The organism is Pseudomonas izuensis, from assembly GCF_002356535.2.
In the GTDB taxonomy this organism is placed as follows: domain Bacteria; phylum Pseudomonadota; class Gammaproteobacteria; order Pseudomonadales; family Pseudomonadaceae; genus Aquipseudomonas; species Aquipseudomonas izuensis.
In genome coordinates, this window is record NZ_AP017423.2 from 5,443,803 (window position 1) to 5,466,643 (window position 22,841).

Below are 22,841 nucleotides of genomic sequence, written 5' to 3' on the forward strand. Positions count from 1 at the left end.
GAAATTACCTGCTTATTCTTCGCTGGTGTGCACTTTGCGGTGCAGGATCGCCTGGAATTCGTCGGCGAAGGTGTAGTAACGGCTCAGCAGGGTTTCGCTGCGAGCAGAAAAGCGGTTGTAAGCGATAACGGCCGGGATGGCGGCGAACAGGCCGATCGCGGTGGCGATCAGGGCTTCGGCGATACCTGGCGCCACAGTGGCCAGGGTCGCTTGCTGGGCAGTCGCCAGACCGCGGAAGGAGTTCATGATGCCCCAGACGGTACCGAACAGACCGATGTACGGGCTGACAGAGCCGACGGTGGCCAGGAACGGCAGGCTCTGCTCGAGCTTTTCTTCTTCACGGGAAATGGCTACGCGCATGGCACGGGCAACGCCCTCCATGACTGCTTCCGGATCAACGCCCGGCTGCTGGCGCAAACGGGAGAATTCCTTGAAGCCGGCGCGGAAGATCTGCTCGACACCCGAGTCCGGGTCCGGATTGCTGCCAGCCTGACGGTAGAGCTTGGACAGATCGATGCCCGACCAGAAGCGCTCTTCAAAGCTCTCCAGGGCACGTCGACCGGCACGTATCAGATTGCTGCGCTGAAAGATCATGATCCATGAGGTCACCGATGCGGCTACCAGGGTCAGCATTACCAGTTGCACCACGATACTGGCATTGCTGACCAGGCTCCACATGGAGGAATGGTCGACGACGTTAGCTTCCACGCTTTATCTCCTGCTTTGAGTGTGTACCCGCGCCGCTCACGTCGGCGAAGGCCGCTCGTAGAGCTTCGGGAATGGCCCGGGGTTTTAAACTTTCAGTGCGCACACAGGCCACCAGAAACTGCCCTTCGCAGAGCAGTGCATTATCCGTAGCCCGCCTGACCTGCTGCTTGAAGCGCAGGCTGACCCGGTTCAATTCGATTACTTCAGCGCTTACCAGCAGCTCATCGTCCAGTCGCGCCGGCGCGTGGTAGCGCGCTTCGCTGGAATGCACGACGAACAACAGGTCCTCCCCTGCCAGCTGCGATTGGGCAAAGCCCAGCTCTCGGAGCCGCTCGGTTCGAGCCCGTTCCATAAACTTGAGGTAATTGACGTAATACACGATGCCGCCCGCATCGGTGTCCTCGTAATAAACGCGACAACGATGTGCGAAAGGCTCAAGCCCGTTTTGCGCGCGCATACTCTAGTGCTTACTCCTCGGGTTGCCAATCCGGCCAGGCAACTGTTTTTCATTGTTCTGCGGCTTTCTCGCAAAAGTACGGTCCTGGGACAGCACAATGCCCGAAAAATCAGCACGCAAAAGTTAATTAATCGTCCACGGCATCGAGAAACTCGTCTACCACGGGCATCTCGCCCAATCGTGACGGAATGTTTAAACCGAAGTGCAGGTACGCGTGCCGTGTCACCACTCGCCCTCGCGGGGTGCGCATGATGTAGCCCTGCTGAATCAGATAGGGTTCCAGCACATCTTCAATGGTGTGGCGCTCTTCGCTGATGGCCGCAGCGAGACTGTCGACCCCGACCGGCCCGCCATCGAATTTCTCGATCATGGTCAGTAACAGACGGCGGTCCTGGTGATCGAAGCCACGCTCATCGACATCCAGCAGGTTCAGGGCCAGATCGGCGATCGGCTTGGTGATATGACCTTTGGCGCGAACTTCGGCAAAGTCCCGCACCCGGCGCAGCAAGCGGTTGGCGATCCGCGGGGTACCACGGGCACGACGGGCGATTTCGAATGCACCCTCCGGGTCCAGTGGCAATCCGAGAATGCTCGCCGAACGACTGACAATCGTCGACAGATCGGCGTTGCTATAGAACTCCAGGCGCTGGACGATCCCGAAACGGTCACGCAGCGGATTGGTCAGCATCCCCGCCCGCGTGGTGGCGCCGACCAGGGTAAATGGCGGCAAATCGAGCTTGATCGAACGCGCGGCCGGCCCTTCGCCGATCATGATGTCGAGCTGGAAGTCCTCCATGGCCGGGTACAGCACCTCTTCGACAATCGGCGAAAGGCGATGGATTTCATCGATAAACAGCACGTCGTGCGGCTCGAGATTGGTCAGCAACGCTGCCAAATCACCCGGGCGCTCGAGGACCGGCCCCGAAGTGCTTTTGATCGAGACACCCATTTCCTGGGCGATGATGTTGGCCAGGGTGGTTTTACCCAATCCCGGAGGACCGAAAATCAAGGTGTGGTCCAGGGACTCGTTGCGCCCCCGGGCGGCCTGGATAAACAACTCCATTTGCTCACGGACCGTCGGCTGGCCAATGTATTCGGCCAGGCTGACAGGACGAATCGCCCGGTCCTGGACTTCCTCGCGGTCACGGGGAGCACCCGTGGCGGCGATCAGACGATCAGCTTCAATCACTTAGATCATTCCCTTCAGGGCGCGACGAATCATGTCTTCACTGCTCAAGCCTTTCTCCTTGATCGCGGAAATCGCCTTGCTGGCTTCCTGCGGCTTGTAGCCCAGGGAGATCAGCGCGCTGACCGCGTCGTTCTCGGCGGTATTGACCGGCGCAGGTCCGTCCGGCTGGTTCGGTACCAGGGCAAACATGGCCGGTACTGTTTCCCACGCCTTGAAGCGATCCTTGAGCTCCACCAACAGGCGTTCGGCGGTTTTCTTGCCCACGCCTGGCACCTTGGTCAGCGCCGAAGTGTCCTGGGATTGCACGCAACGAACCAGTTCGTCGACTTCAAGGCTCGACATCAAGGCCAGGGCCAGTTTCGGCCCCACACCATTGAGACGGATCAACTCGCGAAAAAAGTCTCGCTCGCGCTTGCCGGCGAAGCCATAGAGTAACTGCGCGTCTTCGCGCACGACCAAATGGGTGTGCAATGTCAGCGGTTCACCGACCGACGGCAAGCGATAAAGCGTGGTCATGGGCACTTCAAGCTCATACCCCAGGCCGTTTACATCCAGAATCAGGTGCGGCGGCTGTTTCTCAGCCAGTGTGCCGCGCAAGCGTCCAATCACGTTACAGATCCTTGAGCGTTGGCCAGCACAAGGCCGGCGACTGACAGAGCAGGGATTGCGCGCCGACAAAACAGGCGCAAATCCTCATCCCATAAAATTGACTGCCGATGCTATCAGAGACGCAGGCGCCCGCCACGACTGCGTGCCGAACCCAGGCCATGGGGCAACAGACTGGAACGGGTGTGGGCATGGCAAATGGCAATGGCCAGGGCGTCCGAGGCATCGATTTGCGGTTTACTGGTCAGTTTCAGCATGTGCATGACCATCATTTGCACTTGTTCCTTGTTGGCGGCCCCCGTGCCAACCACCGCCTGCTTGACCTGGGTCGCGGTGTACTCGGCAATCTCCAGGCTTTCCTCCGCGCCCGCCACGATGGCGGCACCGCGGGCCTGCCCCAGCTTCAAGGCAGAATCGGCGTTGCGCGCCATGAACACCTTTTCGATGCCCATGGTCACAGGCTTGTAGGTCTGAATGATCTCCCGAACCCCGCGATAGACAATCTGCAGGCGCTCATGCAGCTCACCGGCACCGGTGCGAATGCAGCCGGAGGCCACGTACTCGCAGCCACGCCCGGTATCGCGTACCACGCCATACCCGGTGATGCGCGAACCGGGGTCGATACCAAGAATTAAAGTCATAACGCCTGTGGGTTAAGTAAATGCACGATATTAAAAACAGCGAATGACAAATGTGGGAGCGAGCCTGCTCGCGAAAGCGGGTTCATATTCAGCAACGATGCTGCCTGAAAATCCGCATTCACGAGCAGGCTCGCTCCCACATTGGATCGTAATCACTCCTAACCGAGCTGGGCGGCCACCGACTCCGGGATATCCGCGTTGGAGTAGACGTTCTGCACGTCATCCAGGTCTTCGAGCATGTCGATCAGCTTGAGGACTTTTTCCGCGCCTTCCAGATCCAGCTCGGCGCTGGTGGTCGGCAACATGACGATTTCCGCGTCATTGCCCTTGAACCCGGCCGCTTCCAGCGCGTTACGCACGGAATAGAACCCGGCAAACGATGTGAACACGTCGATGGACCCGTCTTCGTTGGTCACGACGTCATCGGCATCGGCCTCCATGGCCGCTTCCATCAACGCATCTTCATCGACGCCGGGCGCGAAGGAAATCTGCCCCTTGCGCTCGAACAGGTACGCCACAGAACCGTCGGTACCGAGGTTGCCGCCACACTTGCTGAACGCATGGCGGACAGCCGCCGCGGTACGGTTTCGGTTGTCGGTCATGCACTCGACCATCACCGCCACGCCGCCAGGGCCGTAACCTTCGTAGGACAGCTCAACCATATCGTCGGTATCGGCAGCACCGGCACCACGGGCCACCGCGCGGTCGATGATGTCACGACTCATGTTTGCACCGAGGGCCTTGTCCAGCGCGAGGCGCAGACGCGGGTTGGAGCCTGGATCGCCACCACCCTGACGGGCAGCGACGGTCAGCTCACGAATCCACTTGGTGAAAATCTTGCCCTTTTTGGCATCCTGACGTTCTTTGCGGTGCTTGATGTTCGCCCACTTGGAATGACCTGCCATAACTCGCTCCGAATTCTCTTTGAAACATTGCCCGCCACGCCATGATGCGCCAGCCGGCAAACAAAAATATCGACCCTATCCATAAAGAAAAGGCGCATCCGAAGATGCGCCCTTCAGGTCAGCCTTACTCGGCCTTAGGCGTTTCGCGCAGACGAATGTGCAATTCGCGCAATGCCTTGGCATCCACCTGACCCGGCGCCTGAGTCATGACATCCGCCGCGCTCTGGGTTTTCGGGAAGGCGATCACTTCACGGATCGACTGGGCGCCGGTCATCAGCATCACCAGACGGTCCAGGCCGAAGGCCAGGCCACCGTGCGGCGGTGCGCCGTATTTCAGCGCGTCGAGCAGGAAGCCAAACTTCTCTTCCTGTTCCGCTTCGTTGATACCCAACAGACGGAACACCGACTGCTGCATCTCCTTGCGGTGGATACGGATCGAACCGCCACCCAGTTCAGTGCCGTTCAGGACCATGTCGTAGGCACGGGACAGTGCGGTGGCCGGATTGGCTTCCAGCTCTGCCGGCGTGCACTTCGGCGCGGTGAACGGGTGGTGCAAGGCAGTGAAGCTGCCGTCGTCGTTCTCTTCGAACATCGGGAAGTCGACGACCCACATCGGTGCCCACTCGCAGGTCAGCAGGTTCAGATCGTGACCAACCTTGATGCGCAGTGCGCCCAGGGCTTCACTGACGATCTTGAACTTGTCTGCACCGAAGAACACGATGTCGCCATCGACCGCACCCACGCGATCGAGGATCACGTTCAGGGCAGCTTCAGGGATGTTCTTGACGATTGGCGACTGCAGGCCTTCGACGCCTTTGGCACGCTCGTTGACCTTGATGTACGCCAGGCCCTTGGCACCGTAGATGCCGACGAACTTGGTGTAGTCGTCGATCTTGCTGCGCGGCATGCTCGCCCCGCCCGGTACGCGCAGTGCAGTCACACGGCATTTCGGGTCGTTGGCCGGGCCGCTGAACACCTTGAATTCGACTTCCTTGAGCTGGTCGGCAACGTCAACCAGTTCCAGCGGGTTACGCAGGTCCGGCTTGTCCGAACCGTAACGACGCATGGCTTCTTCGAAGGTCATGTGCGGGAACTCACCGAACTCCAGACCCAGCACTTCCTTGAACAGGTTGCGGATCATGCCTTCGGTCAGGCCAATGATGTCTTCTTCATTGAGGAAGCTGGTCTCGATGTCGATCTGGGTGAATTCCGGCTGGCGGTCGGCACGCAGGTCTTCGTCGCGGAAGCACTTGGCGATCTGGTAGTAGCGATCGAAGCCGGCCACCATCAGCAGTTGCTTGAACAGCTGCGGCGATTGCGGCAAGGCGAAGAACGAACCGGCGTGGGTGCGGCTTGGCACCAGGTAATCGCGGGCGCCTTCCGGGGTCGCACGGGTAAGGATCGGCGTCTCGACGTCGAGGAAGCCGTTCTCGTCCAGGTAGCGACGGATGCTGGTGGTCATGCGCGAACGCAGACGCAGCTTCTCGGCCATTTCCGGACGACGCAGGTCAAGGAAGCGATAGCGCAGGCGGGTTTCTTCGCCGACATCGGAGTAGTCGTTGAGCGGGAACGGCGGGGTTTCCGCTTCGTTCAGCACTTCCAGCTCGTAGCCCAGCACTTCGATCATGCCCGACGCCATGTTGGCGTTGGTGGCGCCGGCCGGACGCAGGCGCACCTTGCCGGTCACTTTAACCACGTATTCGCTGCGCACACGGTCGGCGACGGCGAAAGTTTCAGCGCGGTCCGGGTCGAACACCACCTGGGCCAGACCGTCACGATCACGGATATCGAGGAAAATCACCCCACCGTGGTCACGGCGACGGTGGACCCATCCGCAAAGGGTAACTTCCTGGCCTTCCAGGCTTTCGTTCAGTTGGCCGCAATAATGGCTGCGCATCATGGTCGTGGATTCACTTCTCGTAATTCGTCATTCGGTTGGAGACCTTGCGTACATCGGCTGGCCGAGGATGCAAGCGCTCGCGTGTGTGGTTCAGTTCAAGGCTCCCGGCCCAGAGCATGGACCCTAGTCAGCTTTGTCGCCGCCAGCCAGGTTCTTCTTGGATCCGGTCTTGAAATCGGTCTCGTACCAGCCGGTACCGCTGAGGCGGAAACCCGGCATGGACAACATCTTCTTGAGCTCTGCTGCCTGGCACGCAGGGCAGTCGACCAGCGGTGCATCGCTGATCTTTTGAATGGCTTCCAACTGATGACCACAGGAAGCACATTGGTAATCGTACATCGGCATGGGGGTTGTCTCGGCGATCAGATTGCTACCGCGCACGCTGGGTTTTGCGGCAAAGAGCGGGATTATATCCATTAAATGCAGCCTGTGCAGCCGTAAGACTGCACAGATCGACATGCTGCCCTTTCACTGCCGGGACGGTGCCATGGCCACACAACCGCCTTCCTTGAGGCTGTGAACGACGCAAACCACCCGCACCAGCCCACTGAAATTCTTCACCCCGCCATGACGCAGATGCACTTCGCGATCCACGTAAGACAACAATGCACTGACCGAGCAACAATTAACCTTGGCCATTTCAGCCAGAATGTCCCAGTAAACCTGCTCAAGCCGCAAACAAGTCGCAAAGCCATTCAAGCGCACCGACCGGGACAAGGGCTGAGCCAGCCCCATATCGAACTCACTGACAAACGGATCAATCCTTGTGTTCTTGAGTGGGCCGATCCTGACCTCCTTTCGCCTGTTTTCATAAAGCATACCGTTGACACTCCTTTGCCATCCCTGGTTTCCATAAGAGCCTGTTCGCTTATAGAACCGCGAGAGCAAAGTTATATCCAGATGACTTTTTGACCATCTGCGTAGGAGAAGCCAACAACTGAAGGCAGATCATGGAGAGCGTCCTACGCCCGAACTTTCCCTACTCTGACTGGCGAAAATTCACTCAATAAACAGGTGTTTTTCGCGAGGACAAGGACAACGCGCGAACAGCACCCACAGGGCGTCATTCACAGCTCAAACATGGAACCGGTGACATTCCAATGAAAATTATGGGTCTTCAAATAAAGCACATAAGTGTCCGACAGCAGACACGAAAGTCTGTTGACGATGGACTTGCGGTCCTGGCAATTCTGTCGCCACGCTTCTGCCCTGGATACCACCTCGACCTGCGACAAATTGCCCCCGATGCACCGCTGGACTCCTTGATTTGAGTAGCCACAAGCTTTGCTGTTAAATAGGCAGTGTGTCGCTGGCGCCCATATTTTCCGGGCACTGCGCATAGGCTGATAATCGGGTACGTGCTCAACGCCTCTTATTGTTCTGAAGCGAACCGTGCCTCATCAGCTCTTCCTTGTGATCCGTCTTAACGTGAGTTACTCAAAATGTTGAAAATCGTCCACCTGCTAATGGGCGCAGCAGCCTTGCTGTTGTCCTTCATCCCTAGCCTGCGAACCGAAGCCGTACCGTACCTGCAACAACCCGATGCGCTGTACCTGGCCTTGTTCGGCCTGCTCAACCTCACCCTCGCTCCAGTGATCCCCAACTGGAACAAAGGCCCGCGCCATCAATTGCAAAACCTCGTCAGCGCGTTGCTGATCCTGGCTGTGGTTCTGCAAATCCTGACGCTGCTCGCACCGATGCCTGTCATTGCCGCTCAACCTGCCGTACTGTTCAGCCTGGTCGCAGCCCTGATCGCCGTTGTTCTTCATCTGGCCATCAGCTTCTACAAATCGTCTCCGGCCACCGCCACGCCAAGCTATGACATGAGCAACCGCGATACCGGCACCGTCAAGTGGTTCAACACTTCCAAAGGCTTCGGCTTTATTTCCCGTGACTCCGGCGACGATATCTTCGTGCACTTCCGGGCCATTCGTGGCGAAGGTCACCGCGTCCTGGTCGAAGGCCAGCGCGTGGAGTTCTCCGTCATGAATCGTGACAAAGGCCTGCAAGCCGAAGATGTGATCGCCGCCCTGCCGCGACGCTGATTCGAAGCCATAAAAAAACCGCGAACAGCCAGGCTGTTCGCGGTTTTTTAATGCCTGTCTATTAGTAATGCGGCGGTGGCGCCTCTTCTTCGAAAGACTCGAACTGACCGGCCATTTCTTCCTGGCGCTTGAGCAACGCAGCCATTTGCAACTGCAGGCGCTCAACGACCCGCTGCTGCGTCGCCAGCACGTCATTCAATGCCTGGATGGTGTCATCCTGAAACGCCAGCTGGCTTTCCAAATCGGTAACGCGTTCTTCCAGGCTCATGATTCAACCCTCCAGAAACGTGAAGTCATCGGTCAACACCAGACGCAGCCGCTCGCGAATCACGGCAATCTGCTCGGCCGTGTAAGGCCTGGCCGGGTGTTTGCCCCAGACCGGAGCCGGCCAGGCGGCATCCTCCCTTTTGCGCACGATCACATGCATATGTAGCTGACTGACCACATTACCCAGCGCCGCGACATTCAATTTGTCTGCGTCAAACGAATCCTTGAGCGTTTCTGCCAACGCAGTCGTTTCCAGCCATAGCTGCTGCTGATCGGCGACATCCAACTGAAATATCTCGCTGATATCGTCGCGACGAGGTACCAGAATGAACCAGGGATAGTTCGAATCGTTGGACAACAGCAACCGACATAGCGGGAAATCACCGATCGGCAAGGTGTCTTGTTGAAGTCGTGAATCTAAAGCGAACACTGCGTGCACTCCCGCCAGGTCATCATTTTCAGCTTAGCGCCCATCCATAGAGATCGCGCGCCAAGCGACAGGAAGGCAGCATACCTGCGAACGCAGACGCCTTCACGAGGAACCACGGTTCAAGCCTACCCACAGGACCGACAAGCGGCCACACATCCGCCCCGAGATGTGACAACCACCGCCAAAACGCACCAATACGGCACCAGCATGGTCTGGAAAACCGCTTAAATGACCGACAGACAACGATTCGTTCAAACGTCGAAAAACGTCGAACTGTATGAATTCAGTACAACGTTAAAAAATTTTTGCACCAAAACCGAACAGTGCGTCTACGCTGATTGCTTCGAACATCCGCCAATTACTCACTGGCGGGGTGAAGCGGTAACGTTTTTGGGTGTCACCCGGCGGTAACAACAGGGGTCAACACGATGCAAGGAATGGCGTCAAGCCCAAATACCAACAGGATGATCCCCCCGATTTTATGAGGCTTTTACAGTGTCAGGCGGCCCATCAGAAAAAAAAACAGGAATCCTTCTGATTTGTGCACGTTTGTTGCATTAACACCCACATCGTCTATGAGGCATCGCTGGAAGTGAGAGCCTCAAGACTGAATAAAACAGTGGCAGGATAGCCCGATGGAGATTCAAACGTTTCACCAGGGACTCTTTTTAGCGATGCACCAGCCCCAAAAAACAGCACTAACGTTGTCGGCCCGGTTGCATCCAGGCTGTAAATTTGCGACATCTAGCAAGCTGTTTACGACAGGGTCGTAAAGATGCCGAAAGGTTAGATGCGCAAGTATCGCCAACATTGTCGGCGTGATATAAGTTTGCGCCGACACAAAAAGAAAGAGCCGCCCAGATAATAAAACAGGTGGGACGGCAGTACTCTTCTAAAACCAAAGGAGCAAATCACGATGCGCGTGATGAAGTGGAGCATGATCGCACTGGCAGTTGCAGCAGCAGCCAGTACTCAGTTGGCAGTAGCCGCACCTTTCGTAAGCGACCAGGCAGAAGCCAAAGGTTTCGTTGAAGACAGCAAGCTGGACTTGCTGGTTCGCAACTACTACTACAACCGTAACAAGAAAGACGGCGCAACCGACGACAGAGACTGGACCCAAGGGATCCAGGGCATGTTCAGCTCGGGCTACACCCAAGGTCTGATCGGTGTTGGCGTTGAAGCTTGGGGTCAACTGGCCATTAAACTGGACGGTTCCGACAAATATGCCGGCTCGGGCAACATGACCGTTGGCAATGATGGCGAAGTCAACAACAGCCAGGGCAAAGCCGGCGCTGCCGCCAAGTTCCGCATCTCCAAGACCGAGCTGAAAGTCGGCGACATGCAGCCAAGCACTGCTCCAGTGTTCGCTGTTGGCGGCTCCCGTATCCTTCACCAAACTGCCAGCGGTATCCAACTGCAGAGCAGTGAAGTCAAAGATCTCGACCTCGAAGGCGGCCACTTCTACTCGGCGACCAGCCAGGACAGCAACGCCCGTAACGGCGACCTGTGGGCTAACTACGCTGGCGTGCAAGCCAACTCCATCGACTACCTCGGTGGCAAGTACGGCATCACCCCGGACCTGAGCGTTTCGCTGTACGGCGCTAAACTGGAAGACATCTGGAACCAGTACTACGCCAACGCGAACTACACCCTGGCACTGGGTGGCGACAACTCGATCAACTTCGACGGTAACATCTACAACACCCGGGACACCGGTAGCGCTAAAGCAGGCGAAATCAACAACACCGCCTACTCGCTGGCCGCTGCTTACTCGTTCCTGAAAGCACACACCGTCACCCTGGGCTTCCAGAAAGTGAATGGCGATACTCCGTTCGACTATGTCGGCGTGGGTAAAAACAACCGCGGTGGCGACTCGATCTTCCTCGCCAACTCCATCCAGTACTCTGACTTCAACGCCCCAGGCGAGAAATCGGTACAAGTCCGTTATGACCTGAAAATGGCCGAATACGGCGTACCTGGTCTGAGCTTCATGACCCGTTACGTGAAAGGTTGGGACATCGACGGTACCAACACTCCAGCGGGCAGCGCCTACACCGGCTTCTACGGTGAAGATGGCAAGCACCACGAAACCAACGTTGAAGCCAAGTACGTCGTTCAAACTGGCCCAGCTAAAGATCTGTCCTTCCGTATTCGTCAAGCATGGCACCGCGCCAACCATGACGACGCGTTCGAAGGTAGCGTTGACGAGTTCCGTCTGATCGTCGACTACCCGCTGTCGGTTCTGTAATTGCCGAAAGTTAGTACGTTGCGATAAAAAAAGGCCCATCTTCGGATGGGCCTTTTTTGTTGCTTACTGCACCGCGGATTCCTGAACCACGCGAATAACCCGCTGTGGGAACGGGACATCAACACCGGCTGTTTTCAAACGATCACGGGATTGTTCGTTGAACATGAACATCACATCCCAATAATCCGCCGTCTTCACCCACACTCGAAGCGAAAGAGTGATCGAACTGTCACCCAGCGTAGAAACCACCGCTTGAGGTGCCGGATCGGCCAATACACGTGGATCCTTGGCCAACTCCAACAACACTTCACGGGCCTTCTGCAAGTCCGCTTCGTAATCGACGCCTACATCAAACACCACCTTGCGAGTCGGCTGACGGTTGGTGTTGGTGATGATGCCGTTCGACAGGTTACCGTTTGGCACGATGATGGTTTTGTTATCGCCGGTGCGCAGTACGGTGTGGAAGATCTGGATACTGTCGACAGTGCCGGCAACACCCTGGGCTTCGATCCAGTCACCGATACGGAAAGGGCGGAACAGCAGAATCAGCACGCCACCGGCGAAGTTCGCCAGGCTGCCCTGCAAGGCCAGGCCAATGGCCAGACCCGCCGCACCGATTGCCGCCACGAACGAAGTGGTTTCCACGCCAATCATCGACGCCACGCTGACGATCAGCAGGATCTTCAGAATGATGTTCGCCAGGCTGCTGATAAACCCTTGCAGCGCCAGGTCGGCGTTACGCAGCGCGATCAGGCCACCGAGCTTTTGCGTGACCTTGTTGATCAGCCACCAGCCGATGCCCAGGGTGATCACCGCCAGCAGCACACGGCTGCCGTATTCCATGATCATCGGGATCCAGGCCTGGGACACCCTGACCAGGTTATCTACTTCTGCATTCAAATCCATCTACGTTCTCCTGATTTCCGGCCATCCGGCACGCGAAAAATAAACGGTAGAAAAGATCGAGCCCTTATCACCGGGGTCAATCGTTTCTACCGTTGCTTGGGCCTCGGACGCCGAAAACGCCGAGAGGTTCCACGTCAGTCGCGGAAGTTGTTGAACTGCAGCGGCATGCCGAATTCCTTGGCCCGCAGTGCCGCAATGGCTTCCTGCAGATCGTCACGCTTCTTGCCGGTGACGCGCACTTGCTCACCCTGAATGGCGGCCTGGACCTTGAGCTTGGCGTCTTTGATGTGAGCGACGATTTTCTTGGCCAGCTCTTTGTCGATACCTTCCTTGAGCACGGCTTCCTGCTTCATCAGCTTGCCCGAAGCAAAAGCGTCCTTGACCTCAAGGCACTGCACATCGATCTTGCGCTTGACCAGGCAGAGCTTGAGGATCTCAATCATCGCTTCAAGCTGGAAATCGGCTTCAGCGGTCAGGTTGACGGTCAGGTCCTTTTCCTTGAACTCGAAGCTGCCTTTGCCTTTCAGGTCATAGCGACGATCGAGTTCCTTGACGGCGTTCTCGACCGCGTTGGTGACTTCGTGTTTGTCCAGTTCGGATACCACGTCGAACGACGGCATGTAATCTCTCCAAATAAAAGGCGCACCAATGGAGCACGCCTGGCTTGCGGTAAAAATCCGCGCTGATTATAACGGGTCTTTCCCATCATTCACTGCGAGCCGTCCATGCGCGCGTTAAACAGAGCAAAAAGCTGATGGCCACCACCTGGCATATCCTGGGCGCCGGCAGTCTCGGCACATTGTGGGCCACCCGCCTGGCCCGGGCCGGAGTGCCGGTGCGACTGATCGTGCGCGATGCCATGCGCTTGCAGGCGTATGAGGCGGTTGGCGGCCTGACGCTGGTCGAACACGGCGAAGCACCGCATTATCCGGTGCCTGCCGAAACAGCCGACAGCCAAGCGCCCATCCAGCGCCTGCTGGTCGCCTGCAAAGCCTACGACGCCGAACACGCCGTGGCGCAATTGGCACCCCGCCTGGCCCCCGGCGCGGAACTGATTCTGTTGCAGAACGGTCTCGGCAGTCAGGACGCCGTGGCGGCGCAGGTACCCCAGGCGCGCTGCATGTATGCCTCCAGCACCGAAGGTGCCTTTCGCGATGGCGACTGGCGGGTGGTGTTTGCCGGCCACGGGTTCACCTGGCTGGGGGACGCCAGCCATCCCGTCGCCCCGATCTGGCTGGATGACCTGGACGCTGCCGGCATTCCCCATGAGTGGACCACCGATATCCTGACCCGACTATGGCGCAAACTGGCGCTCAATTGCGCGATCAATCCGTTGACGGTGCTGCACGATTGTCGCAATGGCGGTTTGCAGGAACATCATTGTGAAGTCGCCACCCTCTGCGGCGAACTGACCGAACTGCTTGAACGTTGTGGTCAGCCTGCTGCCGCCGAGAACCTGCAACAGGAAGTCGAACGGGTGATCCATGCGACCGCCGCCAACTACTCGTCGATGTACCAGGATGTCAGCCACCGGCGCCGCACCGAAATCAGCTACCTGCTGGGCCATGCCTGCAAAGTCGCCGCTCGCCATCAATTGAACCTGCCGCACCTCACTCAGCTTGAGTCCAGGTTGATCGCCCGCCTGCACAGCCTTGGATTGCCCAGCGACTGAGCAGCGGCTACGCTGGCCACTTGTTCCTTTGTAGCGATAAACCTGATGCCATTGCGCCAGCGTCTTGAAAACCTTCCTGTCGGCCAAAAACTGCTGGCCGCCCTGTTGGTGCTGTTGACCACCGTCCTGCTGGTCGCCAACCTGACTTTTATCAGTGCCGCGTATTACATCTCCCAGGAAAGCATGGCGCCCCAGGCCCTGCAAACCATCGGCCGGCTGGTCTCCAATCCGGGCCTGATCTCCGAAGCCCTGGCATCGCCGCAAAGCGCCCAGCGCCTGCTCGATGAACTCAACAGCTATTCACCGCTGCGTGCCGCCGCCCTGTATGACGGCAAGGGCGATCGCCTGGCGCAATTGCAACATGGCGATCATCTGAACCTGCCGGAGCGTTACCGGCACATGGAAGCCTGGCAAGCCACCGAGTTTCGCAGCAATCAGGTGATCACCCTGCCCCGTCCGGGCGCCGCCTCCGGGCATCTTTTGCTGGTGGCCAGCAGCGAACTGCCCATGGCGTTCTATACCGGGACCCTGACCGCCAGTCTCGGCATCCTGATCTTCAGCGTGCTGCTGTGGCTGGTGATCGCCCGGCAGATCAAACGTCTGATCACAAGGCCGATCCATCAACTCGAAGAGCTGTCCCGGCAAGTGACCCGGGAAGAAAACTATGCCCTGCGCGCCTCCCGCGGCAACCACGATGAGATCGGCAGCCTCGCCGAAGCCTTCAACACCATGCTCTCGCGCATCGAAGCCCGGGAGCAGCAACTCAAACGGGCGCGGGACGACTCCCAGGCCGCTTTTGACCAGGCACAGGGCCTGGCCGAAGAAACCCGCCACACCAATCGCAAACTGGAACTCGAAGTCCAGGTGCGCAGCAAGATCGAGAAAAAACTCACCGGGTTCCAGAATTACCTCAACAGCATCATCGACTCCATGCCGTCCGCGCTGATCGCCCTCGACGAACAGCTGTACGTGACGCAATGGAACCAGGAAGCCAGCGCCCTCTCCGGCACTCGGCTGGACGAAGCCCTGAATCAACCGATTTTCCTCGCCTTCGAGCCGCTCAAGCCGTTTCTTCCGCAACTGAAGCAAACTGTCGAGCAGCACACGGTGGCCAAGATCGAGCGTGTCACCTGGGTCAAGGACGATGACCCCCGGCATTACGCCCTGACTTTCTACCCACTGATGGGCGGTGCCGGACGTGGCGTGGTGATCCGGATCGACGACATCACCCAGCGACTGTCCCTGGAAGAGATGATGGTGCAGTCGGAGAAAATGCTCTCGGTCGGCGGCCTCGCCGCCGGCATGGCCCACGAGATCAACAACCCGTTGGGGGCGATCCTGCACAACGTGCAAAACATTCGCCGCCGGCTGTCCCCCGATCTGCCGAAGAACCTCGAACAGGCCGAACAGGTCGGCGTCGAACTGTCGACGGTCAACGACTACCTGCAAGCACGGGAAGTGCCGCAACTGCTCGATGGCATTCAACAGGCTGGCGCCCGGGCGGCGAAAATCGTTACCCACATGCTCAGTTTCAGTCGCCGCAGCACCCGGCAAATGGCCCCGTGCGACCTGCCGGCGCTGATCGATCAAGCGGTGGAAATCGCCAGCAACGACTTCGACCTGGCGATCGGTTTCGACTTCAAGGGCCAGGCCATCATTCGCCAGTTCGATCCTGCATTGGGCCCAGTGCCTGGCACAGCCAACGAACTGGAACAGGTGCTGCTCAACCTGCTGAAAAACGCCGCCCAGGCCATTCACCAGCGCGAAGACGACCGCGAGCCGGGGCGGATCATTCTGCGCACCCGACTCAATCCACCCTGGGCAGAAATCCAGGTGGAGGACAACGGCATCGGCATGAGCGAAAGCGTGCGCAAGCGTACGTTCGAACCGTTTTTCACCACCAAGGAAATTGGCCAGGGCACCGGATTGGGCCTGTCGGTGTCGTACTTCATCATCACCAACAACCATAAGGGTCAGATGGAAGTGCAATCGACCCTGGGTCAAGGCACCTGCTTCACCTTGCGCCTGCCCCTGGCGGGCACCCCGGTCGTCTCTCAAGAACTCAACCAGCTATCGAGGTAATCCATGGGCTTTCGCTTGTCGAAGATATACACCCGCACCGGCGACAAAGGCGAAACCGGCCTGGGCGACGGTCGCCGCGTGCCCAAGGATCACCCGCGGATCGAGGCCATCGGCGAGGTCGATACGCTGAACAGTCAGGTGGGTGTGCTGCTGGCCGGACTGGCGGCAGAAATCGCCGCGCATCCGGGGCTGAGGGAAGTGATCGAGGTCTTGGCACCTTGTCAGCATCGGCTGTTCGACCTCGGCGGCGAACTGGCGATGCCGGAATATCAGGCATTGAACACCGCAGAGATCGAACGCCTGGAAACAGCAATCGATGTGTGGAATGAAGAACTGGGGCCGCTGGAGAATTTCATTCTGCCGGGCGGTTCACTGCTGATTGCCCAGGCTCACGTCTGCCGCAGCCTGGCCCGTAGCGCCGAACGCCGCTGCCAGCATCTGAATGCGCTGGAGCCGTTGGCCGGAGTGGGATTGGCGTACATCAATCGGTTGTCGGATTTGTTGTTTGTCGTGGCGCGGGTGATTGCCCGGCGCCAGGGGGTTGCGGAGATTTTGTGGCAGCCTGCTGCGAAACCTGAGGTTTAGTCGGCGCCTGCCAAGCCGCCTTCGCGAGCAGGCTCGCTCCCACATTTAATCGCTGTTTTTCTGAAAAAACGCGGTCCACTGTGGGAGCGAGCCTGCTCGCGAAAGGATCACTAGCTACACCAAAGAATCAGGCCAAAACGCCCGAATCCCCGCCACACCCTGGGCACCTGCCGCCCAAGCCTTCTGAACTTCCGCAGGGCCAACGCCACCGAGCAGAAACACCGGTTTGCTGAATCCCTCGATCAAAGTCGAAGCCTGCTCCCAACCCAATGGCTGAGCCCCCGGATGCGTCAGGGTCGGCTGAACCGGCGACAAGGTCACGAAGTCCACGCCCATCTCCTCGGCCAGCGCCAGTTCCTCGGCGTCATGACAGGACGCTGCCAACCAGCGCGATGCGGGCAACGGCCGACCGGCGGCCGCGTATTTGCGCAACTGTGCCGAGGTGATGTGCCAGCCCGCGGACGGGAAATCACCCAGCCACTCGAACGGCCCCTTGATCATCAGCTGCGCCTTGCCGGCACACAGGCCCACTGCATCCACCGCCAGATCGCGATACTTGGGGTCGTAACCGTTCGGCGCGCGCAGCTGGATCAACTTGATACCGCCGGCGATGGCTTTCTGAATCCCCTTCAGCAACGCCGGGGTTTCCAGGTCTTCGGGAGTGATCAGGTACTGCTCAGGCAAGCGTGCAGCCGCGACAATTGGCCGGTTGGCCTCGGGGAATTCATAACCCGACAGGTCACGCGCCGACACCCAGGCCAATGGCTGGCCTTCGGCGCCGTGAGGCTCGCCAGTAAACGCCGAGACTTCCCAGACATCCAGCAACACCTGCTTGTCCGGGTAATCGTGGCGGACCTTGATCAACGGGCGCGCGGCACTGACCGTGATACCCAGTTCTTCCTGCAGCTCCCGGGTCAGTGCGTTTTCTACCGATTCATCGGTCTCGACCTTGCCACCGGGAAACTCCCACAGACCACCCTGGTGCTGTGTGTCGGCACGGCGGGCGATGAGAATCTTGCCGCTGTTGTCACGGATAACGGCAGCCGCTACGTGTACTCGTTTCACCGCTCGATTTCCTCCAGTCCGGCCTTCTGCCAGGCCTTGAATGCCGGCCATTGGTAGAGGGTTTCAACATAGGCTTCGTCGGTTGACGACAGCTTGACCTGATAGGTACGCAGGCGCACGGCAATCGGTGCAAAGAAGACGTCGGCCAGCGATACACGACCGAACAGATACGGACCGGTTTCGGTGGCTGCGGCGCGGCACTCGGCCCACAACGCCGACATACGCTCGATATCGGCCTGAACATCCGCCGGGACCGGCGCCAGCGGTGCGTCGTGGCTCAGGTCGAACGGCATGTTGCCGCGCATGGCGAAAAAGCCGCTGTGCATCTGCGCACACGCCGAACGTGCCTGGGCCCGGGCCGCGATGTCCTTGGGCCACAGCTGTGCGTCGGGAAATTGTTCCGCCAGGTACTCGGCAATCGCCAAAGAGTCGGCGATGGTGCCGTGTTCGGTCTTCAACAGTGGGACTTTGCCGGTCGGCGAATGCTTGAGCAGACGCTCGCGGGTATCCGGCTGGTTCAGCTTGATCAGTTCTTCGGTATAGGCAGCGCCGGTCAGGTCGAGGGCCAGGGCGCCGCGCAGGGACCAGGAGGAAAGCAGTTTGTCGCCGATGATCAGGTGCAAGGACATGTTCGGGACCTTTAAATATAGGGACAAGCCAGTCTAGCGGGTGACTGACAAATCGCCATCGCGAGCAGGCTCGCTCCCACAGTGGTTTGAGGTGTATGCAAATCCGGTGTGGGAGCGAGCCTGCTCGCGAATGGGTCAACTCGGTCTTAGGTACGGTACTCGGCGTTGATCTTCACGTATTCGTGGGACAGGTCGGTGGTCCAGATGGTTTCGCTGCAATCGCCGCGGCCCAGTTCGATACGGATGGTGATTTCTTCCTGTTGCATCACGGCCGCGCCCTGGGCTTCGGTGTAAGTCGCGGCGCGGGCGCCACGGCTGGCGATGCACACTTCGCCGAGGAACACATCGATCTTGCTCACGTCCAGGTTCGGTACGCCGGCACGGCCAACGGCGGCCAGGATGCGGCCCCAGTTCGGGTCGGAAGCGAACAGCGCAGTCTTAATCAGCGGCGAATGGGCCACGGTGTAACCAACGTCCAGGCACTCCTGGTGATTGCCGCCGCCATTGACTTCAACGGTGACGAACTTGGTCGCGCCTTCGCCATCGCGAACGATGGCCTGGGCCACGTCCATGCACACCTCGAACACCGCTTGCTTGAGCTTGGCGAACAGCTCGCCTTCGGCACGGGTGATTTCCGGCAGGGCAGCCTGACCGGTGGCGATCAGCATGCAGCAGTCGTTGGTCGAGGTGTCGCCGTCAATGGTGATGCGGTTGAACGACTTGTTGGCGCCGTCCAGCAACAGGTTTTGCAGCACGTCGCGGGAGACTTTGGCATCGGTGGCGATGTAGCCGAGCATGGTCGCCATGTTCGGACGGATCATGCCCGCGCCCTTGCTGATACCGGTGACGGTGATGGTCACGCCGTCATGCTGGAACTGGCGGCTGGCGCCCTTGGGCAGGGTGTCGGTGGTCATGATGCCAGTGGCGGCCGCTTCCCAGTTGTTGACCGACAGGTCGTCGAGGGCCGCTTGCAGCGCGCCTTCGATTTTCTCGACCGGCAGCGGCTCGCCGATAACACCCGTGGAGTACGGCAGCACCAGGCTGGCGTCCACGCCGGTCAGCTCAGCCAGTTTGGCGCAGGTGCGCTCGGCGGCGGCCAGGCCTGGCTCGCCGGTACCGGCGTTGGCATTGCCGGTGTTGGTCAGCAGGTAACGCACCGGGCCTTGCACACGCTGCTTGGCCAGGATCACGGGAGCGGCGCAAAAGGCGTTCAGGGTGAACACGCCAGCCACTGTGGAACCTTCGGCGCAACGCATGACCACGACATCCTTGCGCCCCGGGCGCTTGATACCGGCCGAGGCGATACCGAGTTCAAAACCGGCAACCGGGTGCAACGTTGGCAAAGGACCAAGACCAACAGCCATGAATGCGCTCCTTTATAGATGATGTCTGCACCGCTTCAGCAAGAGCGGTGGTTTGAATGGTAAAACGCCGCGACGGCAGGAGCCGGTCGCGGCGCGGGTATTTCAGCGTATGAAACGGGTTTTACTGGATCTGCCCGTGGCAATGCTTGAACTTCTTGCCCGAACCGCAGTAGCACAGCTCGTTGCGGCCCAGCTTCTGCTCATTGCGAACCGGAGCGGTGGCGAGGGCCACATCGACCTCTTCACCCAATGCTTCCGGCTGCTCCAGGCCAGGGGCTTCTTCGTGCAGGAACTGCATGCGCGCGGCCAGTGCTTCGGCTTCCTGGCGCAGGCGTGCCTCTTCTTCGGCCGGATCTTCGCGGCGCACCTGAACGTGCGACAGCACACGGATCGAGTCGCGCTTGATCGAATCCAGCAACTCGGAGAACAGCGTGAACGACTCGCGCTTGTATTCCTGCTTCGGGTTCTTCTGGGCATAGCCGCGCAAGTGGATGCCGTGACGCAGGTGGTCCATGGTCGACAGGTGGTCTTTCCACAGGTCGTCCAGAACGCGCAGAACGATTTGCTTCTCGAAGGTGCGCAGCGCTTCGGCGCCCGCCTGGTCTTCTTTCTCGTTGTACGCCGCCACGAGCTCCTTCATCAGCTTCTCGCGCAGGGTTTCCTCGTACAGGTGATCGTCTTCGTCGAGCCATTGCTGGATCGGCAGCGCCACACCGAAGTCGCTCTGCAATGCGGCTTCCAGACCGGCCACGTCCCACTGCTCAGGCAGCGATTGCGGCGGAATGTGCGCACTGACGGTCGCGTTCAGCACGTCCTGACGGAAGTCGGCGATGGTTTCACCGATGTTGTCGGCAGCCAGCAACGTGTTACGCATGTGATAGATCACTTTACGCTGTTCGTTGTTGACGTCGTCGAACTCGAGCAGTTGCTTACGAATGTCGAAGTTGCGGCCTTCAACCTTGCGCTGAGCCTTTTCGATGGCGTTGGTCACCATGCGGTGCTCGATCGCTTCGCCAGGCTGCATGCCCAGGGCCTTCATGAAGTTCTTCACCCGGTCAGAGGCGAAAATGCGCATCAGGCTGTCTTCCAGCGACAGGTAGAAACGGCTGGAACCGGCGTCACCCTGGCGACCGGCACGACCACGCAACTGGTTGTCGATACGGCGCGATTCGTGACGCTCGGAAGCGATCACCTGCAAACCGCCCGATTCGAGCACTTGCTGGTGACGTTTCTGCCAGTCGGCCTTGATCTGGGCAATCTGCTCGGGGGTCGGGTTTTCCAGCGAAGCGACTTCCACTTCCCAGTTACCGCCCAACAGGATGTCCGTACCGCGACCGGCCATGTTGGTAGCGATGGTCAGCGCACCCGGACGACCGGCCTGGGCAATGATCTCGGCTTCTTTTTCGTGGAACTTGGCGTTCAGAACCTTGTGTTCGATGCCTTCCTTCACGAGCAGGCTGGACATGTGCTCGGACGTTTCGATGGTGGCAGTACCCACCAGTACCGGGCGACCAGCGGCCATGCTTTCCTTGATGTCATTGACGATCGCCGCGTATTTCTCTTCGGCGGTCAGGAACACCAGGTCGTTGTAGTCTTTACGGGCCAGCGGTTTGTTGGTCGGGATAACGATGACCGGCAAGCCGTAGATCTGATGGAATTCGAACGCTTCGGTGTCAGCCGTACCGGTCATGCCGGAAAGCTTTTCGTACAGGCGGAAGTAGTTCTGGAACGTGGTCGATGCCAGGGTCTGGCTTTCGGCCTGGATGTTCAGGTGTTCCTTGGCTTCGATGGCCTGGTGCAGCCCCTCGGACAAACGACGGCCCGGCATGGTACGACCGGTGTGTTCGTCGACCAGTACGACCTGACCGTCCTGCACGATGTACTCGACGTTGCGATGGAACAGCTTGTGCGCGCGCAGGCCGGCGTAAACGTGAGTCAGCAGGCTCAGGTTGTGTGCCGAGTACAAGCTCTCGCCTTCAGCCAGCAGGCCGAGACGGGTCAGCGCGTCTTCGACGAACTGGTGACCGGCTTCGTTGAGTTCGACCTGGCGGGTCTTCTCGTCGACGGTGTAGTGGCCGGCCTTGGTGACTTCGCCTTCCACTTCTTCGACGTGCAACTCCAGCTGCGGGATCAGCTTGTTGATCTCGATGTACAGCTTGGAGCTGTCCTCGGCCTGTCCGGAAATGATCAGCGGAGTACGGGCTTCGTCGATGAGGATGGAGTCGACTTCGTCGATCACGGCAAAATTGAGTTCGCGCTGGAATTTTTCTTCCATGCTGAACGCCATGTTGTCGCGCAGGTAGTCGAAACCGAATTCGTTGTTGGTGCCGTAGGTGATATCGGCAGCGTAAGCTGCACGCTTCTCTTCCGGCGGCTGGAAGGGTGTGACCACGCCAACCGTCAGGCCGAGGAACTCGTAGAGCGGACGCATCCAGTTGGCGTCACGGCGGGCCAGGTAGTCGTTCACCGTGACCACGTGCACGCCCTTGCCGGACAGCGCGTTGAGGTAAACGCCCAGTGTTCCCACCAGGGTCTTGCCTTCACCGGTACGCATTTCGGCGATGCGGCCTTCATGCAAGGTCATGCCACCGATCAGCTGGACATCGAAGTGGCGCATACCCATGACGCGCTTGCCCGCTTCACGGGCGACCGCAAAGGCTTCCGGCAGGAGCTTGTCGAGGCTTTCCCCTTTGGCGATGCGGGCCTTGAACTCATCTGTCTTGGCACGCAATTGATCGTCCGAAAGGGCCACCATTTGCTCTTCGAAGGCATTGACGAGTTGCACCGTCTTGAGCATGCGTTTGACTTCACGCTCGTTCTTGCTTCCAAAAAGTTTCTTTAACAAAGGCGCAAACATATCGGCAGGATCTTCCACACTAAAGGGATGGAGGGCGGCCCCGTGAGTCGCCCGAGCAGCCCTCATGGCCGCATGCGAACGAGCATTCTACCCGGAAACGATGGTGAGGAAAGTGGCGTTATTCCACGATGCTGGCACAGCGCTTTGACGGGGCTCACTTAAAATAGGGGCAAATTGCTGAACTTCAAGCCATACAAGGCAGAAGCTACTCGTTGATTTAATGGGTAAAGCGCGCGCAAAGCAATGGGTCGGGCGCATCCGGTGCTTTCTGCTACCATGGCGGCT

General features: G+C 58.9%; 22 protein-coding genes and 1 pseudogene. 5 read left to right on the top strand and 18 right to left on the bottom strand.

All coding sequences use genetic code 11. The annotated features are described in order from the left end of the window. Positions 1 to 12: 12 nt before the first annotated feature. The 10 genes and pseudogenes from tolQ to LAB08_RS30460 all read right to left on the bottom strand — a co-directional run. The gene (gene tolQ, locus LAB08_RS24240; RefSeq protein ID WP_060539647.1) at positions 13 to 708 is read right to left on the bottom strand and encodes a protein TolQ; all 696 of its coding nucleotides are present in this window, start codon (positions 706 to 708) and stop codon (positions 13 to 15) included. Then, complete coding sequence (gene ybgC / locus LAB08_RS24245) at positions 698 to 1,165, bottom strand: tol-pal system-associated acyl-CoA thioesterase (RefSeq protein WP_008027788.1); 468 nt, start codon at positions 1,163 to 1,165, stop codon at positions 698 to 700. The genes tolQ and ybgC overlap by 11 nt, the downstream gene beginning before the upstream one ends. Before the next feature lie 127 nt (positions 1,166 to 1,292). Then, on the bottom strand, positions 1,293 to 2,354 hold the full coding sequence (gene ruvB, locus LAB08_RS24250) for a Holliday junction branch migration DNA helicase RuvB (protein ID WP_096509344.1): 1,062 nt from the start codon (positions 2,352 to 2,354) through the stop codon (positions 1,293 to 1,295). Beyond that, positions 2,355 to 2,963 carry a Holliday junction branch migration protein RuvA gene (gene ruvA, locus LAB08_RS24255; RefSeq protein WP_096509343.1) on the bottom strand — a complete coding sequence of 203 codons (609 nt, stop codon included), beginning with the start codon at positions 2,961 to 2,963 and terminating at the stop codon, positions 2,355 to 2,357. A 113-nt stretch (positions 2,964 to 3,076) separates the two neighbouring features. Further along, positions 3,077 to 3,601 (bottom strand): crossover junction endodeoxyribonuclease RuvC, encoded by a 525-nt coding sequence (ruvC, locus tag LAB08_RS24260; RefSeq protein WP_096509342.1) that lies wholly within the window; start codon positions 3,599 to 3,601, stop codon positions 3,077 to 3,079. 158 nt (positions 3,602 to 3,759) lie between these two features. Then, entirely contained in the window at positions 3,760 to 4,506 is a 747-nt protein-coding gene (locus tag LAB08_RS24265) for a YebC/PmpR family DNA-binding transcriptional regulator (protein WP_096509341.1), read from the bottom strand. A gap of 124 nt (positions 4,507 to 4,630) precedes the next feature. Beyond that, complete coding sequence (gene aspS, locus LAB08_RS24270) at positions 4,631 to 6,406, bottom strand: aspartate--tRNA ligase (RefSeq protein ID WP_096509340.1); 1,776 nt, start codon at positions 6,404 to 6,406, stop codon at positions 4,631 to 4,633. A gap of 123 nt (positions 6,407 to 6,529) precedes the next feature. After that, complete coding sequence (locus LAB08_RS24275) at positions 6,530 to 6,751, bottom strand: FmdB family zinc ribbon protein (RefSeq protein WP_096515216.1); 222 nt, start codon at positions 6,749 to 6,751, stop codon at positions 6,530 to 6,532. Between the two features lie 123 nt (positions 6,752 to 6,874). After that, a complete protein-coding gene (locus LAB08_RS24280) occupies positions 6,875 to 7,225 on the bottom strand; it encodes a ribbon-helix-helix domain-containing protein (RefSeq protein WP_096509339.1) in 351 nt (116 codons plus the stop codon). 257 nt (positions 7,226 to 7,482) lie between these two features. Further along, positions 7,483 to 7,575 (bottom strand): annotated as a pseudogene (locus tag LAB08_RS30460) (DNA starvation/stationary phase protection protein); the annotation flags it as partial. Positions 7,576 to 7,848: 273 nt separating this feature from the next. Between LAB08_RS30460 and LAB08_RS30565 the strand changes: the two are divergent. Further along, a complete protein-coding gene (locus LAB08_RS30565) occupies positions 7,849 to 8,451 on the top strand; it encodes a cold-shock protein (RefSeq protein WP_096509338.1) in 603 nt (200 codons plus the stop codon). Between the two features lie 61 nt (positions 8,452 to 8,512). On the opposite strand, the gene LAB08_RS24290 is transcribed toward LAB08_RS30565, so the two are convergent. After that, a complete protein-coding gene (locus tag LAB08_RS24290; protein ID WP_096509337.1) occupies positions 8,513 to 8,719 on the bottom strand; it encodes a SlyX family protein in 207 nt (68 codons plus the stop codon). 3 nt (positions 8,720 to 8,722) lie between these two features. Then, the gene (locus tag LAB08_RS24295; RefSeq protein WP_096509336.1) at positions 8,723 to 9,148 is read right to left on the bottom strand and encodes an HIT family protein; all 426 of its coding nucleotides are present in this window, start codon (positions 9,146 to 9,148) and stop codon (positions 8,723 to 8,725) included. A gap of 916 nt (positions 9,149 to 10,064) precedes the next feature. Here LAB08_RS24295 and LAB08_RS24300 point away from each other — a divergent pair. Next, positions 10,065 to 11,396, top strand: a complete 1,332-nt coding sequence (locus LAB08_RS24300; RefSeq protein WP_096509335.1) for an OprD family porin — start codon at positions 10,065 to 10,067, stop codon at positions 11,394 to 11,396. A gap of 63 nt (positions 11,397 to 11,459) precedes the next feature. On the opposite strand, the gene LAB08_RS24305 is transcribed toward LAB08_RS24300, so the two are convergent. Further along, entirely contained in the window at positions 11,460 to 12,302 is an 843-nt protein-coding gene (locus LAB08_RS24305; protein ID WP_096509334.1) for a mechanosensitive ion channel family protein, read from the bottom strand. A 134-nt stretch (positions 12,303 to 12,436) separates the two neighbouring features. Then, positions 12,437 to 12,922, bottom strand: a complete 486-nt coding sequence (locus tag LAB08_RS24310; protein WP_096509333.1) for a YajQ family cyclic di-GMP-binding protein — start codon at positions 12,920 to 12,922, stop codon at positions 12,437 to 12,439. A 134-nt stretch (positions 12,923 to 13,056) separates the two neighbouring features. Here LAB08_RS24310 and LAB08_RS24315 point away from each other — a divergent pair, with 134 nt between their 5' ends. The 3 genes from LAB08_RS24315 to LAB08_RS24325 are packed head-to-tail and all read left to right on the top strand — an operon-like array spanning position 13,057 to position 16,641. Continuing rightward, complete coding sequence (locus tag LAB08_RS24315) at positions 13,057 to 13,974, top strand: putative 2-dehydropantoate 2-reductase (RefSeq protein WP_096509332.1); 918 nt, start codon at positions 13,057 to 13,059, stop codon at positions 13,972 to 13,974. Between the two features lie 45 nt (positions 13,975 to 14,019). Then, positions 14,020 to 16,056: a sensor histidine kinase gene (locus tag LAB08_RS24320; RefSeq protein WP_096509331.1), complete on the top strand. Its 2,037-nt coding sequence runs from the start codon at positions 14,020 to 14,022 to the stop codon at positions 16,054 to 16,056. A gap of 3 nt (positions 16,057 to 16,059) precedes the next feature. Further along, positions 16,060 to 16,641: a cob(I)yrinic acid a,c-diamide adenosyltransferase gene (locus tag LAB08_RS24325; RefSeq protein WP_096509330.1), complete on the top strand. Its 582-nt coding sequence runs from the start codon at positions 16,060 to 16,062 to the stop codon at positions 16,639 to 16,641. A gap of 114 nt (positions 16,642 to 16,755) precedes the next feature. On the opposite strand, the gene LAB08_RS24330 is transcribed toward LAB08_RS24325, so the two are convergent. The 4 genes from LAB08_RS24330 to secA all read right to left on the bottom strand — a co-directional run bounded on the left by LAB08_RS24330 (position 16,756) and on the right by secA (position 22,556). After that, positions 16,756 to 17,706: a Nudix family hydrolase gene (locus LAB08_RS24330; RefSeq protein ID WP_096509329.1), complete on the bottom strand. Its 951-nt coding sequence runs from the start codon at positions 17,704 to 17,706 to the stop codon at positions 16,756 to 16,758. Next, positions 17,703 to 18,335, bottom strand: a complete 633-nt coding sequence (locus LAB08_RS24335) for a glutathione S-transferase family protein (RefSeq protein ID WP_096509328.1) — start codon at positions 18,333 to 18,335, stop codon at positions 17,703 to 17,705. Before LAB08_RS24335 ends, LAB08_RS24330 begins: the two co-directional genes overlap by 4 nt. Positions 18,336 to 18,481: 146 nt before the next feature. Further along, a complete protein-coding gene (gene argJ, locus LAB08_RS24340; protein WP_010457517.1) occupies positions 18,482 to 19,699 on the bottom strand; it encodes a bifunctional glutamate N-acetyltransferase/amino-acid acetyltransferase ArgJ in 1,218 nt (405 codons plus the stop codon). A gap of 121 nt (positions 19,700 to 19,820) precedes the next feature. Then, positions 19,821 to 22,556 carry a preprotein translocase subunit SecA gene (gene secA / locus LAB08_RS24345; RefSeq protein WP_096509327.1) on the bottom strand — a complete coding sequence of 912 codons (2,736 nt, stop codon included), beginning with the start codon at positions 22,554 to 22,556 and terminating at the stop codon, positions 19,821 to 19,823. Positions 22,557 to 22,841: the final 285 nt, after the last annotated feature.

Excerpts from the sequence above, each read along its gene's own strand:
- LAB08_RS24275 (WP_096515216.1), bottom strand. The coding sequence starts at position 6,751 with ATGCCGATGTACGATTACCAATGTGCTTCCTGTGGTCATCAGTTGGAA.
- argJ (WP_010457517.1), bottom strand. The coding sequence starts at position 19,699 with ATGGCTGTTGGTCTTGGTCCTTTGCCAACGTTGCACCCGGTTGCCGGT.
- LAB08_RS24305 (WP_096509334.1), bottom strand. The coding sequence starts at position 12,302 with ATGGATTTGAATGCAGAAGTAGATAACCTGGTCAGGGTGTCCCAGGCC.
- LAB08_RS24310 (WP_096509333.1), bottom strand. The coding sequence starts at position 12,922 with ATGCCGTCGTTCGACGTGGTATCCGAACTGGACAAACACGAAGTCACC.
- LAB08_RS30565 (WP_096509338.1), top strand. The coding sequence starts at position 7,849 with ATGTTGAAAATCGTCCACCTGCTAATGGGCGCAGCAGCCTTGCTGTTG.
- ruvC (WP_096509342.1), bottom strand. The coding sequence starts at position 3,601 with ATGACTTTAATTCTTGGTATCGACCCCGGTTCGCGCATCACCGGGTAT.
- ybgC (WP_008027788.1), bottom strand. The coding sequence starts at position 1,165 with ATGCGCGCGCAAAACGGGCTTGAGCCTTTCGCACATCGTTGTCGCGTT.
- LAB08_RS24300 (WP_096509335.1), top strand. The coding sequence starts at position 10,065 with ATGCGCGTGATGAAGTGGAGCATGATCGCACTGGCAGTTGCAGCAGCA.
- LAB08_RS24265 (WP_096509341.1), bottom strand. The coding sequence starts at position 4,506 with ATGGCAGGTCATTCCAAGTGGGCGAACATCAAGCACCGCAAAGAACGT.
- secA (WP_096509327.1), bottom strand. The coding sequence starts at position 22,556 with ATGTTTGCGCCTTTGTTAAAGAAACTTTTTGGAAGCAAGAACGAGCGT.
- LAB08_RS24325 (WP_096509330.1), top strand. The coding sequence starts at position 16,060 with ATGGGCTTTCGCTTGTCGAAGATATACACCCGCACCGGCGACAAAGGC.
- aspS (WP_096509340.1), bottom strand. The coding sequence starts at position 6,406 with ATGATGCGCAGCCATTATTGCGGCCAACTGAACGAAAGCCTGGAAGGC.
- LAB08_RS24315 (WP_096509332.1), top strand. The coding sequence starts at position 13,057 with ATGGCCACCACCTGGCATATCCTGGGCGCCGGCAGTCTCGGCACATTG.
- LAB08_RS24290 (WP_096509337.1), bottom strand. The coding sequence starts at position 8,719 with ATGAGCCTGGAAGAACGCGTTACCGATTTGGAAAGCCAGCTGGCGTTT.
- LAB08_RS24280 (WP_096509339.1), bottom strand. The coding sequence starts at position 7,225 with ATGCTTTATGAAAACAGGCGAAAGGAGGTCAGGATCGGCCCACTCAAG.
- LAB08_RS24335 (WP_096509328.1), bottom strand. The coding sequence starts at position 18,335 with ATGTCCTTGCACCTGATCATCGGCGACAAACTGCTTTCCTCCTGGTCC.
- LAB08_RS24320 (WP_096509331.1), top strand. The coding sequence starts at position 14,020 with ATGCCATTGCGCCAGCGTCTTGAAAACCTTCCTGTCGGCCAAAAACTG.